The 15,939-nt window shown below is 60.4% G+C and carries 14 protein-coding genes; 10 read left to right on the top strand and 4 right to left on the bottom strand.

Translation table 11 applies throughout. From position 1 onward, the window contains the following. The first annotated feature begins 80 nt into the window (after positions 1 to 80). The 7 genes from L904_RS14525 to L904_RS14495 all read left to right on the top strand — a co-directional run bounded on the left by L904_RS14525 (position 81) and on the right by L904_RS14495 (position 8,327). Complete coding sequence (locus L904_RS14525) at positions 81 to 1,373, top strand: ABC transporter substrate-binding protein (protein ID WP_035264369.1); 1,293 nt, start codon at positions 81 to 83, stop codon at positions 1,371 to 1,373. Positions 1,374 to 1,556: 183 nt separating this feature from the next. Beyond that, positions 1,557 to 2,486, top strand: coding sequence for a transcriptional regulator (locus L904_RS14520; protein WP_003520170.1), 930 nt, complete (start codon positions 1,557 to 1,559; stop codon positions 2,484 to 2,486). A 123-nt stretch (positions 2,487 to 2,609) separates the two neighbouring features. Next, on the top strand, positions 2,610 to 4,121 hold the full coding sequence (locus L904_RS14515) for an alpha-N-arabinofuranosidase (RefSeq protein ID WP_020811693.1): 1,512 nt from the start codon (positions 2,610 to 2,612) through the stop codon (positions 4,119 to 4,121). A gap of 7 nt (positions 4,122 to 4,128) precedes the next feature. After that, positions 4,129 to 5,202 carry an ABC transporter ATP-binding protein gene (locus L904_RS14510; RefSeq protein ID WP_020811694.1) on the top strand — a complete coding sequence of 358 codons (1,074 nt, stop codon included), beginning with the start codon at positions 4,129 to 4,131 and terminating at the stop codon, positions 5,200 to 5,202. A gap of 73 nt (positions 5,203 to 5,275) precedes the next feature. Continuing rightward, complete coding sequence (locus L904_RS14505; protein ID WP_020811695.1) at positions 5,276 to 6,550, top strand: extracellular solute-binding protein; 1,275 nt, start codon at positions 5,276 to 5,278, stop codon at positions 6,548 to 6,550. A 68-nt stretch (positions 6,551 to 6,618) separates the two neighbouring features. Then, entirely contained in the window at positions 6,619 to 7,503 is an 885-nt protein-coding gene (locus L904_RS14500) for a carbohydrate ABC transporter permease (RefSeq protein WP_020811696.1), read from the top strand. Continuing rightward, positions 7,500 to 8,327, top strand: coding sequence for a carbohydrate ABC transporter permease (locus tag L904_RS14495; RefSeq protein ID WP_020811697.1), 828 nt, complete (start codon positions 7,500 to 7,502; stop codon positions 8,325 to 8,327). Before L904_RS14500 ends, L904_RS14495 begins: the two co-directional genes overlap by 4 nt. 8 nt (positions 8,328 to 8,335) lie before the next feature. Here the strand turns inward: L904_RS14495 and L904_RS14490 are convergent, their stop codons facing one another. From L904_RS14490 to L904_RS14475, 4 genes are all read right to left on the bottom strand, one after another. Further along, entirely contained in the window at positions 8,336 to 9,067 is a 732-nt protein-coding gene (locus L904_RS14490; RefSeq protein WP_020811698.1) for an ABC transporter ATP-binding protein, read from the bottom strand. Further along, positions 9,064 to 9,933 (bottom strand): ABC transporter permease, encoded by an 870-nt coding sequence (locus tag L904_RS14485; RefSeq protein ID WP_020811699.1) that lies wholly within the window; start codon positions 9,931 to 9,933, stop codon positions 9,064 to 9,066. Before L904_RS14485 ends, L904_RS14490 begins: the two co-directional genes overlap by 4 nt. Then, a complete protein-coding gene (locus L904_RS14480; protein ID WP_020811700.1) occupies positions 9,930 to 10,925 on the bottom strand; it encodes an aliphatic sulfonate ABC transporter substrate-binding protein in 996 nt (331 codons plus the stop codon). Before L904_RS14480 ends, L904_RS14485 begins: the two co-directional genes overlap by 4 nt. A gap of 153 nt (positions 10,926 to 11,078) precedes the next feature. Continuing rightward, entirely contained in the window at positions 11,079 to 12,404 is a 1,326-nt protein-coding gene (locus tag L904_RS14475) for an LLM class flavin-dependent oxidoreductase (protein WP_020811701.1), read from the bottom strand. A gap of 375 nt (positions 12,405 to 12,779) precedes the next feature. Here L904_RS14475 and L904_RS14470 point away from each other — a divergent pair, with 375 nt between their 5' ends. The 3 genes from L904_RS14470 to L904_RS14460 are packed head-to-tail and all read left to right on the top strand — an operon-like array spanning position 12,780 to position 15,914. Next, positions 12,780 to 14,279, top strand: a complete 1,500-nt coding sequence (locus L904_RS14470; RefSeq protein ID WP_020811702.1) for an FAD-dependent oxidoreductase — start codon at positions 12,780 to 12,782, stop codon at positions 14,277 to 14,279. Beyond that, positions 14,272 to 14,916, top strand: coding sequence for a 2-hydroxychromene-2-carboxylate isomerase (locus L904_RS14465; RefSeq protein WP_020811703.1), 645 nt, complete (start codon positions 14,272 to 14,274; stop codon positions 14,914 to 14,916). The genes L904_RS14470 and L904_RS14465 overlap by 8 nt, the downstream gene beginning before the upstream one ends. After that, complete coding sequence (locus L904_RS14460) at positions 14,913 to 15,914, top strand: dipeptidase (RefSeq protein WP_020811704.1); 1,002 nt, start codon at positions 14,913 to 14,915, stop codon at positions 15,912 to 15,914. Before L904_RS14465 ends, L904_RS14460 begins: the two co-directional genes overlap by 4 nt. Positions 15,915 to 15,939 lie beyond the last annotated feature (25 nt).

The following is a 15,939-nucleotide window of genomic DNA, read 5'->3' as shown; positions in this document are numbered from 1 at the left end:
TGATGCAAATATTGCAAACAAAGAAAATTTGCAAGAATTTAAGTAGTCAGTGAAAAATTTGCAAAACGCGGGAGGAGCAGATGCAAACTATCGACAGACGTGGATTTTTGGTGACGGCGGCGCTGGCCGGTCTCGGCGTGGCGGCGGGAGGTTTTCGTGCGGCCGCGGCTGAGACCCGGCTTCGCTGCGTATGGTGGGGATCGGCCGACCGCAGCAAGCGCACCAACGACGTGATCGCCCTTTACCAGAAGGCTAACCCGCAAACGGAAATCAGCGGAGAAATGATCGCCGGTTCCGATTACTGGACCAAGCTTGCGACATCGATGGCGGGGCGCAACGTCGCCGATATCTTCCAGCTCGAACCTTCCACCATTGCCGATTATTCCGGCCGTGGCGCCTGCATGGAGCTGGACCAGTTCGTCGGCAAGTCGCTCGATCTTTCCACCTTCGGCAAAAGCGAGGTCGATCTCTGCCGCATCGACGGCAAGCTTTACGGCGTCGGCCTCGGGCTGAATTCCTTCTGCATGATGTACGATGCCGATACGCTGAAGGAAGCCGGCGTTTCCGTGCCGCAGGACCAGATCACCTGGAAGGCGCTCTCGGAACTGGCGCGCGATTTCAAGAAGAACGGCCCGGCAAAACGGAACTATTGGGCGGTGCCCTATGGCGCGCGTTATCATTATGTTTTCGATGTCTGGCTGCGCCAGCGCGGCAAGCTGCTGTTTCAGGACGGCACCATTGGCTTCAACAAGGAAGATGCGAAGGAATGGTTCGCCTATTGGGAGGATCTGCGCGAGAACAAGCTCTGCGTTTCCGCCGATATCCAGACGCGTGACGACAATACCATCGAATCCAACGCCCTGACGCTCGGCAATTCGGCTATCGGCTTTGCTTATTCCAACCAGCTTGTCGGTTATCAGAAGCTCAATAAACAAACGCTGTCCATCGGCATGTTGCCGGGCGAGGGGCCGGGCAAGCCGACCGGGCATTATTACCGGCCGGGCCTCATCTGGTCCATTTCGTCCACCTCGACCAATGCGGAAGCGGCGGCGAAATTCATCAACTTCTTCGTCAACGATCTGGAAGCCGGCAAGGTGCTCGGCGTCGAGCGTGGCGTGCCGCCGGCCAAGGTCGTGCGCGAGGCCCTGTTGCCAAGTCTCAACGAGACCGAGCGCAAGACGGTGGATTATATCGAAAGCCTGTCGGGCAAGCTCGATACCTATCCGGAACCCGCGCCGATCGGCGCCAACGAGTTCGACCGTGGCGTGATGCGCCCCATTGCCGATTCGCTCGCCTTCGGCCGCGCCAGCGTGGATGAAGCGGCGCAAAACCTCGTCGACACCGGCACGCGGACCCTGCGCAAGCGCGGCTGACGACGAAACGGGCACCGCCACGCGGCGTCGAGACCGTGTGGCGGTGCTCTTTTTTGTGAAGTGACTGGGGTGAATGGCGCTTCACGCCTTTCAAAAGCGCCTGCATGACAAACAGCACTGGACAAGTGCATGGCATTTAAGCCAGAAATTCTGATCTGGATCGATAAATCTGAAGATTAGAATATGGCGCCCAATTTCCTCCTCGTTGATGCTGAAAAAGAATTCGATGTCCTGAAAGCGGCGGCCTCGTTGATCCGCGTGCAGATATTGAAGCTGCTGCATGAGGCGAGCGGCCTCAACGTCAACGAAATTGCGCAGAGACTGGAGCTCCCCCAGTCCACCGTTTCCGCCGGCGTGGCCGTTCTCGAGGAAGCAGGGCTGCTGCGAACCGAAACGCGCAAGGCGCGCAAGGGCAATCAGAAAATCTGCTTCGCCACCTGCGACGAACTCATTGTTTCCTTCCGAAAACCCGAGGCGCCGGTCGCATCAAATTACATCGCGGTCGCCATGCCGCTCGGTCTTTACACCCAAAGTTCGGTAACCGCGCCCTGCGGCATCTGCTCGCCGGAGGGCATCATCGGCCTTCTCGATGTGCCGGATACATTCATGGATCCGGACCGCATGAAGGCGGCGCTGCTGTGGTTGACCTCCGGCTTCGTGGAATATCAATTTCCCAATAATGCCAAGATTCAAGGGCGGGAAGTCGAGGAAATCGAGTTTTCGATGGAGGTCAGCTCCGAAGTGCCGGGAACGCACAGCAACTGGCCGTCCGATATTACGCTATCCGTCAACGGCCGGGAAATCGGGGTCTGGACCTCGCCCGGCGACTTCGGCGACAAGCGCGGTGCGTTTACGCCGGACTGGTGGAAGCTCTCCGGTTCCCAATATGGCATGCTCAAGACCTGGCGCATCACCGCGCAGGGAACCTATGTCGACGGAACCCGGATTTCGGACGTGACGCTGGCGGATATCGATCTGACCAGCCACCGTTCCATCCGCTTGCGCATCGAGGTCAAGGCCGATGCAAAACATCCGGGCGGGCTGAATATCTTTGGCCGCGGCTTCGGGAATTACGATCAGGACATCGTTCTGCGCCTGCGCACCGCGGGCTGATCCAGCCAATTTTCAAAAGTATGATTTTCGCGGTTGACAGGCGCGGATTCCCTCGGCAACTATATTATCAAATATGGTTTATATCATATTTTAAGATATAAATGCGCAGGGGAGGAGAGCCTTATGAAAGCGCGGGTTTCAGTCCACCGGGACTTCCGGATTGGGCGTATCGACGATCGTCTTTATTCCGCCTTCATCGAACATATGGGGCGTGCCATCTATGGCGGCATCTATGAGCCCGGCCATCCGCAGGCGGACGCGAACGGCTTCCGCAGGGACGTTCTGAAATTCGTGCAGGACCTGAAAATTCCCGCCATCCGTTATCCCGGCGGCAACTTCGTTTCCGCCTATCGCTGGGAAGACGGCATCGGGCCGCGCGACCAGCGCCCCATTCGTCTCGATCTCGCATGGCGCTCCAAGGAAACCAACCAGATCGGCGTCAACGAATTCGCCGACTGGGCGCAGATGGCCGGCATCGAGATGATGCTCGCCGTCAATCTCGGTTCCCGTGGTCTGGATGATGCCCGCAATTTCCTCGAATATGTGAATTTTCCGGGCGGCACCACGCTCAGCGATCTGCGCCGCAGCCACGGCGCGGAAAAGCCCCACGGTGTGAAAATGTGGTGCCTCGGCAACGAAATGGACGGTCCCTGGCAGATCGGTCACAAGACGGCGGTGGAATATGGCCGCCTGGCCAATGAAACCGCCAAGGCCTTCAAGGGTTTCGATCCGACGATTGAAGCGATTGTCTGCGGCAGTTCCAATGACGGCATGCCGACCTATCCCGAATGGGAGCGCGAGGTGCTGGAGGAGTGCTATGAGAATGTCGATCACATCTCGCTGCACAAATATTTCGGCAATAACAGCCGCGACACGCTGAATTATTTCGGCAAGATCGAGGAAACCGGGCGCTATATCCAGACGATTGCCGGGGTCATCGATTACGTGAAGGCCAAAAAGCGCGCCAAAAACGAGGTTTCCATCTGCTTCGACGAATGGAACGTCTGGTATCACATCCGCGAAGAAGACGGCAAACGCATCAAGAGCTGGGACTGGCCGGAAGCGCCTGCACTTCTGGAAGAGACATACAACTTCGAAGATGCGCTTTTTGTCGCCGGTCTGCTCAACGAGTTCATCCGCCGTTCGGACCGCGTGCGCATTGCCTGCATCGCCCAGCTCGTCAATGTCATCGCCCCCATCCGGGCGGAAAAGAACGGGCCGGCCTGGCGGCAGACGATCTATTATCCCTATCAGTTCGCTTCGCTTTATGGCCGTGGCGTCGCGCTGAACGTCGCCGTCGATTGCCCGACTTACGATTGCAACGCGGCGGACGACGTCAAATATCTCGATGTTGCCGGTGTTTATGACGAAGCGGAAGGCGTCGTGACACTGTTCGTGCTCAACCGTCATCTGACAGAAGCGGCGGAGATCGATGTCAGCCTCACCGGCTATTCATCCGCCACTCTCAGCCTGCATCTTGCCATGGCGGGATATGATCTGCGCCTCGGCAACGGCCCGGATCAGCCGGATCGCGTCGTGCCGGTGCCGGGCAGCGGCGTCGCCGTGGAGGACGGAGCGCTGAAGGGTTCGGTGCCTGCGCTGTCCTATCATGTGCTGCGGCTGAAGGTTCAGTGAGGCGGCCATGGGTGTCCGTCTCAACAATGTCGCCAAGTCCTTCGGATCTTTCGCGGCGATCCGGGATGTTTCTATGGAAATTCCAGCCGGCAGCTTCGCGGTCTTCGTGGGGCCTTCCGGCTGCGGAAAATCCACCCTGTTGCGCATGATCGCCGGCCTTGAGGAAACCAGCGGCGGGCGCATCGCCATCGATGAGCGTGATGTCACCGCGGTCGAACCGGCGGATCGCGGCGTTGCGATGGTGTTCCAGAACTATGCGCTCTATCCGCATCTGACGGTGTTCGAGAACATGGCGTTCAGCCTGCGTCTTGCCCGCCGGCCGAAGGCGGAGGTGACGGAAAGGGTGGGCGAGGCCGCGCGCATCCTCCAGCTTGAGGAGCATCTGCACAAACGGCCCTCGCAGCTTTCCGGCGGCCAGAGGCAACGCGTGGCCATCGGCCGCGCCATCGTGCGGCAGCCAAAGGTCTTCCTGTTCGATGAGCCGCTGTCCAATCTGGACGCCGAACTGCGTGTGCAGATGCGGCTGGAACTGACCCGGCTTCATCGCAAGCTGGGCGCGACGATGATCTATGTCACGCATGACCAGGTGGAAGCCATGACGCTTGCGGACAGGATTTTCGTGCTGAAGGGCGGCATCGTGCAGCAGGCGGGGGCGCCGCTCACCCTTTACGACGATCCGGACAACCGCTTCGTGGCCGGTTTTATCGGATCGCCCGCGATGAATTTCCTGCGGGCCGATATCGTCTCCCAGGCGGATGGCATCGTGACGCTCGCGCCCGAGGGCGGGGCAGGGCATCTCAGGGCCTGGCTTGCCCAGTCCGTTTCCCCCGGCCAGCGGGTCGAGATCGGAATTCGGCCGGAGCATCTGAAGATTGCGGAAGAGGGCGCCCTGCCGGTCGTCGTCGAGGTCGCGGAGGAGCTTGGCGATCTTTCCTACCTCTATACCCGCACCGGATCCGGGAAGGAAATCATCGTGCAGCGGCAGGGCACGCGGGAAAGGCTGGATGGCCGGTCGGTATCGCTTACCGCCTCGCCCGACCATGTCCTTGTCTTCGACGATGACGGCAGACGGTTGCGATAGGCGCGAGGAGGCGTCTTTCGAAACAGCAAACCATCCCTCAACGGGATGTTCTATCAAACGGGAGGAGTGAACGATGCGACTGATCAAGACATTGCTTGTTGGTGCGGCTCTGGGTCTCAGCGCCCTGCCGGCTCTCGCGAAGCAGGATATCGTCTGGTGGGACTTTCTGTCGGGCGGTGACGGCGTGCGCATGAAGGCGTTGATCGATGCCTTTAACAAGGAACACCCCGACATCCAGGTCAAGGGAACGACGCTCGAATGGGGCGTGCCCTTTTATACCAAGGTGCGCACGGCCTCCGCGGTGGGTGAGGGGCCGGATATCATGACGTATCACCTGTCACGCGCGCCGCTTGGCCTTGAAGAAAAAGTGCTGAGCGAAATCACCGAAAAGGATCTCGAGGATGCGGGGCTGAAGACCGGAGACTTCTTCAGCGCACCCGTGGATGCGGCCACCCAGAACGGCAAACTCTACGCCGTGCCTTTCGATATCCATGCGCTTGTCCTTTATTACAATGCCGATCTTCTCAAAGGCTCGCCCTATCTCGATGCCGAGGGCAAGCTGACCGGCATCAAGACGATCGAGGATTTCGAGAAGGCGCTGGCCTGGGCGAAGGACAATGGCGTCCAGACGCCGATCACCTATCAATCGGGTGGCGAAGGCGGGGTGTGGCGCGTCTTTTATACGCTGCTGTCGCAACAGGGCGGCGAACTCGTCACCGAAAAGGAGGTTCTCGCCGGCGACAATGCCGAAAAAGCGGCAAAAGCCATCGAGACCCTGTCCAGATGGCGGGAAAACGGCTGGGCCCCGGAACAGGCGGAATATGAAGCCTCGGTGGCGCTCTTCTCCGCCGGCAAATCCGCGTTCCAGCTAAACGGCGTCTGGGAAGTTCCGACCTACAAGGATCTGGAAAAGAACGGCAAGCTCGGCTTCAAATGGAGTGCGGTGGAAGTGCCGCCCCTGATGGGCAAGCGCGCCACCTGGGCGGATTCCCATGCTTTCGCCATTCCGAATGAAGGTGACAAAACGGTCTCCGGCGAAAAACGCGCTGCGGTGATGAAGGTGATCGGCTGGATGGAGAAACACGCCATCAGCTGGGCCGATGCCGGGCATATTCCGGCTTACAAGTCCATCACCGAAAGCAGCGAATACAAGGCGATGCAGCCGAATGCCACCTATGCCTCCCTGGCGGAAGCGGCGGTGTTCGATCCGAAGACCACCATAACCGGGGTCGCTTCGCCCGCCTATGACGCCGCTCTCAACGTCATCGCCCCTGCCATTCAGGGCTTCATGAGCAGCACCGACGCCGTGGAACAGATCAAGGATGAGCTGCAGGGCAAGCTCAAGTAATCGGCAGCCTGCCCTCCGGTTTGAGGCCGGAGGGCAGAGTGCAATGCGCAAGTTCGCGGAGACATTCCATGGCTATGATTGAAAACCGGCGCAAGAAATCGCTAATCGCGCTGTCGATGGTGACGCCGTTCGTTCTGGTCTTCACCACCTTCTTTCTTTATCCGCTGATAGAGATGGTGCGCATCAGCTTTACCGATGCGCCGCTGATCGGTGAGGGAAACTGGGTCGGCCTGGAGAATTACGCGAAGCTGCTGGGCGACCGCCTGTTCGTCACCTCGCTCAAGAACAACGGCTATTTCGTGCTTCTGACCGTCGTGCCCACGACCGTCATCGCCCTGATGATCGCGCTCGCCGTCAGCCGCCTCTCGGGCGTGAAGCAGACGATTGCGATGAGCCTGTTTTTCCTGCCCTATGTGCTTCCGGTTTCGGTCGTCACGGAAATCTGGGCGTGGATGCTCGATCTGCAGTTCGGCATTCTCCAGCCGGTCATATCGCTGCTGGCGGGCAAACCCGTCGCCGTTTTCAAGAACCCCTATTGGGTCATGCCGATGGTCGCCGTCGTCACCATCTGGTGGACGAACGGCTTCAATGTGCTGCTCTTCATCGCCGGATTGCGGAATATACCGGCCGAGCTTTATGAGGCTGCGGCTCTGGATGGCGCGACGACCTGGCAGCGCTTCCGCCGCGTCACCTGGCCGCTTCTGTGGCCGGTCACGGCGCTGGTGCTGACGCTGCAACTGATCCTGCAACTGAAGATATTCGATCAGATCTATCTCTTAAGCGGCGGCGGGCCGTTCAATTCCAGCTTCGTGCTGCTCCTCAAGGTCTATCGCGAGGCCTTTCAGATGAACAATGGCGGTTATGCGTCTGCCGTGGCGACGGTGCTTTTCCTGCTGATCGTCATCGTTTCCGTTTTCCAGTTCCAGCTGCTGCGCATCCGGAGGAATTCATGAGCCCGATGAGAAAACTCGAGAACCTCGTTCTGACGCTGCTGACTTTCTCGGCGGCCCTCGTCTGGATTTTTCCGCTCTACTGGAGCTTCGTCACCTCGCTTCGCGCCGATGAGAACGTTGCGGGCAACATGTCGCTCTTGCCGGACGAGTTCCGCCTCGGCGCTTATTTCAATGCGATATTCAATACCCGGCTGATGACCTGGTATGTGAACTCCATCGGCACGGCCGTCATCGTCACGATCTCGGTACTGTTCATTTCCATGCTCTGCGCCTATGCGCTGTCGCAGATACGCTTTCCGGGCAGGCGGCTGCTTTATGGCATCGTGCTGGCAAGCTTCATGGTGCCGGCGCAAACGCTGGTCGTCACCCAGTTCATCCTGATGAAGAACCTCAACCTCATCAACACCTGGGCGGGCATCATCCTGCCGCAGTTGATCACGCCCATCGTCATCATCGTCTACAAGCAGTTTTTCGACAGCGTGCCGAAAGAGATGCGCGAAGCGGTGGTGCTGGATGGCGGTGGCGAATACACGATCCTGTTCCGGGTCTATCTGCCGCTCAACTGGGGCATCACGACCGCCATGGCAATCGTGACCTTCATTACGGTATGGAACGCCTTCTTCTGGCCCTTCCTCGTGGTCACTTCCGAAAACATGATGACGATCCCGGTCGGGATCACCCAGGTCAACGACGCTTTCGGCGTCGCCTATGCGCGGCTGATGGCCGTCGCCATGCTGGCGGCCCTGCCGGTCATCATCGCCTATGTCATCTTCCAGCGGCGCGTGACGGAGGCGATCATGATTTCGTCGGGTGTGAAGGGCTGAGATGTTCCTCAGATGACGTGGGCATTGTGCAGGGCGGTCAGCACCTCGTTCTTGAGGTTTGCGAGCTGCGGAGACCGCCGGTCGCGCGGGCGCGGCACGTCCACCTCTATCCGCTGCTGGATACGGCCGTCATGGGCGCCCATCATGTAAATCCGGTCGCCGAGATAGAGCGCTTCGTCGATATCGTGGGTGACGAGCAGGAAGGAGATGCCGCGCTGTTCGACGAGCTTCAGCACCAGGTCCTGCAACTTCATCCGTGTGAAAGCATCGACCGCGCTGAAGGGTTCATCGAGCAGCAGAATGCGCGGCTCGGTATAGAGCGCCCTTGCGATTGCCACACGTTGCGCCATGCCGCCCGAAAGGGCCTTCGGCAGCGCCCCGCCATGGCCGCTCAAACCGACATCGTCGATCAGCCTTTCCACGCGCCCGACATCATATTTCCTCCCCGCCGCATAACCGATGTTTTCCGCAACCGTCAGCCAGGGCATCAGGCGGGGTTCCTGAAAGACGAAGGCGATGGGCGGTGAGTTGGATGCCTGCTCCTCGTCCTGCTGAACCCTGACCGCGCCTGAAAAACGCCGGTCGAGGCCGGCGGCTATGCGCAGCAGCGTGCTCTTGCCGCAGCCGCTGGGGCCGAGAAGAACCGCCGCCTCGCCATCCCCCAGCGTGAGCTGGATATCCTGAAGGATCACCGTGTCGCCGAAAGCCTTTTCGTGCACATCGACATTCAGCAAACTCATCGCAGGCGTCCTCCCTGCTGAAGCGGATAGGTGTCGCGCCAGCGCAGGCATCGGTCTTCGACGATCTTGAAGAGGCTGTCGGAAATCTTGCCCAGCACCGCAAGGCAGATGATGGCGATCATGACGAGATCGGGCCGGGAAAGCTCCCGCCCGTCGGAGAGCATGTAGCCGATACCTTCCGAGGCGGCCAGAAGTTCGGCGGCGACGACGCTCAGCCAGGCAAGCGACAGCCCGTAACGCAGGCCCGTGAAGAGATGCGGCAGCGAGGCGGGAATGAAAATCCGCCACACCAGCACGGGCAGCGGCTGGCGATACATCTCGCCCACCTCCACCAGCTTGCGGTCGACATTCCTGATGCCGGAAAAGAGGTTGAGGTAGACCGGGAAGAATGCGCTTTTGGCGATCAGCACGATTTTCGAGGTTTCGCCGATGCCGAACCAGATCATCAGCAGCGGCACCCATGCAAGGCTGGGAACCGCCCGCAGCGCCTGAAACGTCGGCTCGAGATAACGTTCGGCGGCAATCACCAGACCGACAAGCGAACCGACGACGATGGCGAGCAGGGAACCTATGACGAAGCCGACGAAGACGCGGGCGGTACTGGCCGCAACATTCGTCCACAGCGGACCTTCCGCAAGCCGCAGGAATGTGTCGTAAAGTTCGGAAGGCGGCGGCAGCACATAGGGGCTGACCCAGCCGAGGCGAACGAAAAGCTCAAGCAGCAGCAACGACCCGACGGGCACGATTGCGCCGCGCAGGTCGAAACGGCCAAGGAAATTCCCCACCCTTTGCACAAGCGGCAATCGGGAAGGGAATTGTCCCGCAGTCTGTTTCACGCGCTGGAATTCGCGCGGATGGGAATTCATGCGCCAAGCGCCTTTTTCGCCGGTGCCGGATCGCTCAGCGAGGACAGGACATTGTCGACATTGACGCCGGGGCGCAGGACGTCGTCACCCAGAAGCGGCGTGACGATGCGGATCGAGTTCAGCAGTTCCTCGCCCGGAACGGGATTGTTCCAGTCGCGCTTCTCGATTGTCAGCCGGGTGATCTTGGGATCGTTGCCGGTGACCTGCGTGACGAAATCGATGAATTCGCTTTTGTTTTCACGAATCCATTTCTGCGTCTGCACCCAGACGCCGAGAAGTCTGTCGATCGCTTTCGGGTATTTGGCCAGAAACTCCTCGGAGACGCTGAAGACGCTGCCGTCGCGCCAGCTGCGCTCGTCGAAAATCGCCCGGTCGCCGGCAAGCTCGGCCTGGGATGTGTGCGGATCGATGCCGACCCAGGCGTCCACCTGACCCTGCTGTAGCGCGTTGAACCCTTCCGGATGCTGCAGGTTCACGACCTTGAGGTCGTCGATGGACAGCTTGTTCTGGTCAAGCGCGCGGACGAGGGTGAAATAGGGCGCGGTGCCCTTTGTGACTGCAATGGTCTTGCCCTTGAGATCGGCGACGGTTTTGACGGGCGAATCCGGGCGCACCTGAATGATGGAGGAACCGCCCCAGCTCGCCACATAGATCACCTTCAGCGGCACGCCGTTGGCTCGGGCGAGAAAGGCGGAAAGGGCGGCCGAGCCGGCAAAATCCGTCGAGCCGACCTTCAGGAATTCGAGCGAATTGTTGCTGCCGCGGGACTGCACCCAGGTGATCTTCGTGCCGACATCCTTGAAAGCCTCCTCAAGCCAGCCCTTGTTCTTTATCAGCAGCGTATGGGAGGAGTAAAATCCCCAGTCCAGCTTCAGCTCGGCAGGAAATTCCGGGGAACTCTGGGCCAGCGCCTTGCCCGTGGCAAGCGGCGCGGCAAAAGCGCCGGCAATGCCGAGTTTGAGGATCTGGCGGCGGGAATGTTCAGCCTTCATATTAATTCACCTAATTTATGTATTTTGTGTACTTAAAGGGTATGGGCGGGTGTTTTTGAGGTCAATCCGCCCTTCTGGAACCTCATGCCAAACTTTGCGAGCCGCGTGGAAAATCTCCCTACCGGGAGCGCGATCGGCGCGATGGCGCTTTATTCAGCTGAAAAAACGATTGGCTGGTCGTTGCAGGCCGAGATGGTCGCGCAATGTCGGCCCCTCATAGTCCTTGCGGAACAGCCCGCGCCTTTGCAGTTCCGGCACCACCTGCGTCGTGAAGTCGTCCAGGCCGGCAGGCAGGAAAGGGAAGGTGACATTAAAACCGTCCGAACCCTCCTCATGGAGCCATTGTTCCATCTCGTCGGCGATGGTCTTAGGCGTGCCGACGAAGGCAAGACCCGCATAACCGCCCAGCCGCTGCGCAAGCTGGCGCACCGTCAGGCCCTCGCTTCGGGCAAGCTCGATCACCCTTTCACGGCTGGATTTGCTGGCGTTCGTTTCCGGAATATCAGGCAGGGGACCATCCGGATCGAAGCCGGAAACATCGTGGCCGAGCGCAATCGAGAGCGAGGCGATTGCGCTGTCATAATGGACGAGACTGTCGAGCCTGGCGCGTTTGACCTTCGCCTCTTCCACGCTGTCGCCGACGAGAACGAAAGCGCCCGGCAGGATGACAATTCCGTCGCGCGAACGGCCCGCCGCGACGGTCCTGTCCTTGACGTCCTTATAAAAAGCCTTGCCCGCCGCAAGCGTGGGGGTTGCGGCAAAAACCACCTCTGCCGTCTCGGCGGCAAGCTGGCGTCCCGGCTCGGAAGCTCCGGCCTGCACGATGACGGGCCAACCCTGCACCGGGCGCGCGATGTTGAGCGGTCCGCGCACGGAAAATTCAGGTCCCTTGTGGTCCAGCACATGCATCTTTTCGGGATCGAAGAACAGCCCGCTATCGACATCCCGGATAAAGGCGTCGTCGGAAAAGGAATCCCAGAGACCAGTGACGACATCGTAAAATTCCCGCGCGCGGCCATAGCGCTCGGCATGATCCGGCTGTTCCGCGCGGCCGAAGTTCCGGGCCGCGTCGGGATTTGACGTGGTGACGATGTTCCAGCCGGCGCGACCGTTGCTGAGGTGATCGAGCGAGGCGAAACGCCGGGCGACGTGATAGGGCTCATCGAAGGTGGTGGAGGCGGTGGCGACCAGCCCGATGCGGGAGGTGACGGCGGCGAGGGCCGAAAGCAGGGTGAAAGGCTCGAAGGAGGTGACGGTATGGCTGCGGCGCAGCGCCTCGGTGGGCATGTTCAGCACCGCCAGGTGATCGGCCATGAAGAATGCATCGAACTTCGCGGCCTCGAGCTGCTGTGCGAAGCGCGCCAGATGGGCGAAATTGAAATTCGCATCCGGAAAGGCGCTCGGATAACGCCATGCACCCGTGTGGAGACTGACGGGCCGCATGAAGGCGCCGAGATGCAGTTTGCGATCATTTGCCATTGGGCTTCACTTTCGTCGATGTTTTGGGTCGCGCGGCGCGTTGCGGAGGGCTGCAGCCGCAGGCAGGTCTTTGCTCGTCGCGACGATATCCCCGCCGGGGGATTGGCGCGGCAAAGACTATTCCGATTATGATTTCCGAACCGAAAGATTTTTGCTGAAATTCTGCATTTGGCGATGATCCGGTCACCCGCGCCGGTCTTGTTTCCATCCCGTCGAGCGCAAGAATCGGCGGGCCGAGCTTCACTCCCTGCCGCTTGCGCGAAAATTTGCCGAAAACTGCGAATGATTAGAAGATTTTTGCTTTCCGGATTTCCGCTTCTGTGTTTCTTATGATGCTTAAATAGAATTTTTAACGCTCATTAATTCAGAAATAACATGATGGAAGATCGCAAAACCGACGCAGTGTCTGTGAATGCGGGCGGCTTGCCGGCGCTGGAGGCGAGGCTTGCGCAGGAACTCGCCCTGCTTGAGCGACCGGCAAAGCCGTGGGTGCCGCGCACCTCTCGCAACGGTTCCGAGGTGCTGGATGTCGCCGTCATCGGCGCCGGGCTCTGCGGGCTGACCGCGCTTGCGGCTCTTTCATTTGCCGGGATCGACAATATCCGCGCTTTCGACAGGGCGCCCAGCGGGCGGGAAGGCCCGTGGGTGACCAGTGCGCGCATGGAGACATTGCGCACCCGCAAGGAGCTGGCCGGGCCGGCGCTCGGCGTACCCTCCCTGACATTCCGCGCATGGTTCGAGGCGCAGTTCGGTGCGCGCGCCTATGAGGAGATGGTGCTCATACCGCGTGAAGCCTGGATGGCTTACATGGTCTGGTATCGCAATGTGCTGGCGCTGCCGGTGAGCAACGAAACCGAACTTGCCGATCTCGTTCTGCGCGAGGATGGCCTGCTCGCTCTCGATTTTCTGGGGCCGGAAGGTCCGGCCAGGGTTCTGGCGCGTCGGGTGATCCTCGCGACGGGGCTCGATGGTCTCGGTGCGCCGCGCCTGCCGGATGTGGCGAAAATGGTTCCCGCCCGCTTCGTGCGCCATAGCGGCGACGTATTCGATGTGGGTGCATGGCGCGGCAAACGTGTCGCGGTGGTCGGCGCCGGTGCTTCGGCGATGGACAATGCAGCCGCAGCACTGGAGGCGGGGGCGGCCCGCGTCGATCTTTTCATTCGCAGGCCCGATATCCCCCGGGTTGAAAAAGTCGGCGGTATCGCCAGCCTCGGCATGACCCACGGTTATATCGGTCTGCCCGATGCCGACCGCTGGGCCTTTATGGTCGAGGCGGAGCGCACACAGATTCCGCCGCCGCGCCACAGCGTCCTCCGGGTCTCGCGCCATGACAATGCGTTCTTCCATCTGGGCAGCCCCGTTCTCAGCCTGACGGAAGCGGGCGATGCGGTGGAAATCGAGACCCCGAAGGGGCGCTATCCGGCCGATCTCATCATTTTCGCCACCGGATTCGATGTCGATTTCGCCCGGCGGCCGGAATTTGCGGCCTTGAGCGACGGCGTTCTGCTCTGGCGTGACGCCTATCAGCCGCCGGCCGGTGAGGAGAATGACGCGCTGGGGTCCTATCCCTATCTCGGGCCGGCTTTCGAGTTTCTGCCAAAACCGGGTCTGCCGGTCGCCGAGGCGGAGGCGATTTCCCGCATCCATTGCTTCGCCTATCCGGCTGTTCCCTCCCACGGGAAAATCACCAGCGGCATTCCGGCCGTCAGCCCGGGCGCGGAGCGGCTGGCGCAGGGCATCGCCAGGTCTCTCTTCGTCGAAGACCGTGCCCGTCATTTCGAGACTTTCATGAACCACGACGCCGCTGAAATCACCGGTGAAGAATGGCGCGATGCGGACGCGCAGGACAGGATCAAGGAGCATGCCAATGGCTGAAGCGGCGCTGAAACTGGAGATATTTTACGGCATTTCTTCGCCATGGGCCTATTTCGGCGCGCCACGGGCCGTGGAAGTCGCGCGCACGCATGGTGCCGCAATCGTGCTGCGCCCCATCCGTATCATCGAGGCCAATGGCGGCATTCCGCTGCGCAGCCGCCCGGATGCGCGGCAAAGCTATCATGCCGTGGAGCTGGACCGGTGGCGGCGTTATCTCGACATGCCGCTCAACCTGACGCCGAAATTTTACCCCTGCGCCACCATCGAACGGGCCGCCCAGCTCGTCATCGCCGCGCAGAAGGCCGGGCTCGATGCAATCAGCCTGTCCTTCGCCATCCAGCGCGCCTTGTGGAGCGAAGAGCGCGACATTGCCGATCTCGACACACTGCGCACCATCGCGCAGGCCGTCCTCGGCTCGGAAGGTGCAGCACTCGTTCGCGATCCGCAGCCGGAAGACATCGTGGCGGAATGGCAGGGAAATCTGGCAGAGGCCGAACGTCTCGGGATTTTCGGAACGCCGACCTATGTGGTGAACGGCGAACTCTTCTGGGGGCAGGACCGTCTGGAATTCGTCAGCCGCGCCCTTGGGGCGCTCAAAGAGCAGCTTTCACAATCCGCAGTGAGGACATCCGCATGACCGATGCCGCAAAACTCCATAATGACGCCATCGTCATCGACGGTCTGCAAACCTGCCAGTGGAGCAGGTCGATATTCGAGGACATGCGCGCCGGCGGCCTCACCGCCGTCAATGTCTCCAGCGTGATCTGGGAAAATTTCCGCGAGGGCATCGGTTATGTCAGCGAATGGAAGCGCTTCCTGCGGGAAAACGACGACCTGATCCGTCCGGTGCGGACGGTCGCCGATATTCATGCGGCCAAGGCCGAGAACAGAACCGGCATCATCATCGGCTGGCAGAACACCTCGCCGCTCGAGGACAAGCTGGATTACGTCGAAATCTTCAAGGATCTCGGCGTCGGCATCATGCAGCTGACCTACAATACCCAGAACTATTCCGGCGCCGGATATCTCGAAGAAAACGACAGCGGCCTGACCGGCTTCGGCCGCGAGGTGCTGGCGGAGATGAACCGCGTCGGCGTGCTCTGCGATTTGAGCCATGTCGGCGACAGAACGACGGCCGATGTCATCGCCCGCTCGCAAGCGCCGGTCTGTATCTCGCATGTGCTGCCGCGGGCGCTGCGCGATGTGAAGCGCAACAAGCCGGATGAACTCTTCAAGGCCTGCGCGGAGAAGGGCGGCATCGTCGGCATCAGCCTTTTCGCGCCGGGACTTGCCGCTGGAAACGACGCCACGGTCGAGGATTATCTCGACGCCATGGCCTATGTCATCGATCTCGTCGGCGAGGATCATGTCGGCATCGGCACGGATTTTTCGCAGGAGCGACCGCGTCCCGGCCCCTGGCAGCTCTGGGCCAACCGCGACAAGGGCACGGCCCGCACGCTGACGGAATTCGCGACGGTCAAGATTTCCAAGCCGAAGGGCATCGAGCGCATCGGCGAGGTGCCCAATATCACCGCCCGCATGCTGGCGCGCGGCTGGAGCGAAACGCTCGTTCTCAAACTTCTCGGCCAGAACTGGCTGCGTGTGCTGGATGCCGCCTGGCGGCCCGTAAACTGACAATATCGAAAACAAACGGAGGCAA

Source organism: Agrobacterium sp. LY4 (genome assembly GCF_001526585.1).
In the GTDB taxonomy this organism is placed as follows: domain Bacteria; phylum Pseudomonadota; class Alphaproteobacteria; order Rhizobiales; family Rhizobiaceae; genus Agrobacterium; species Agrobacterium leguminum.
Note: the sequence above shows the minus strand (reverse complement) of the source record. Positions and strands in the feature narration are given on the sequence as shown.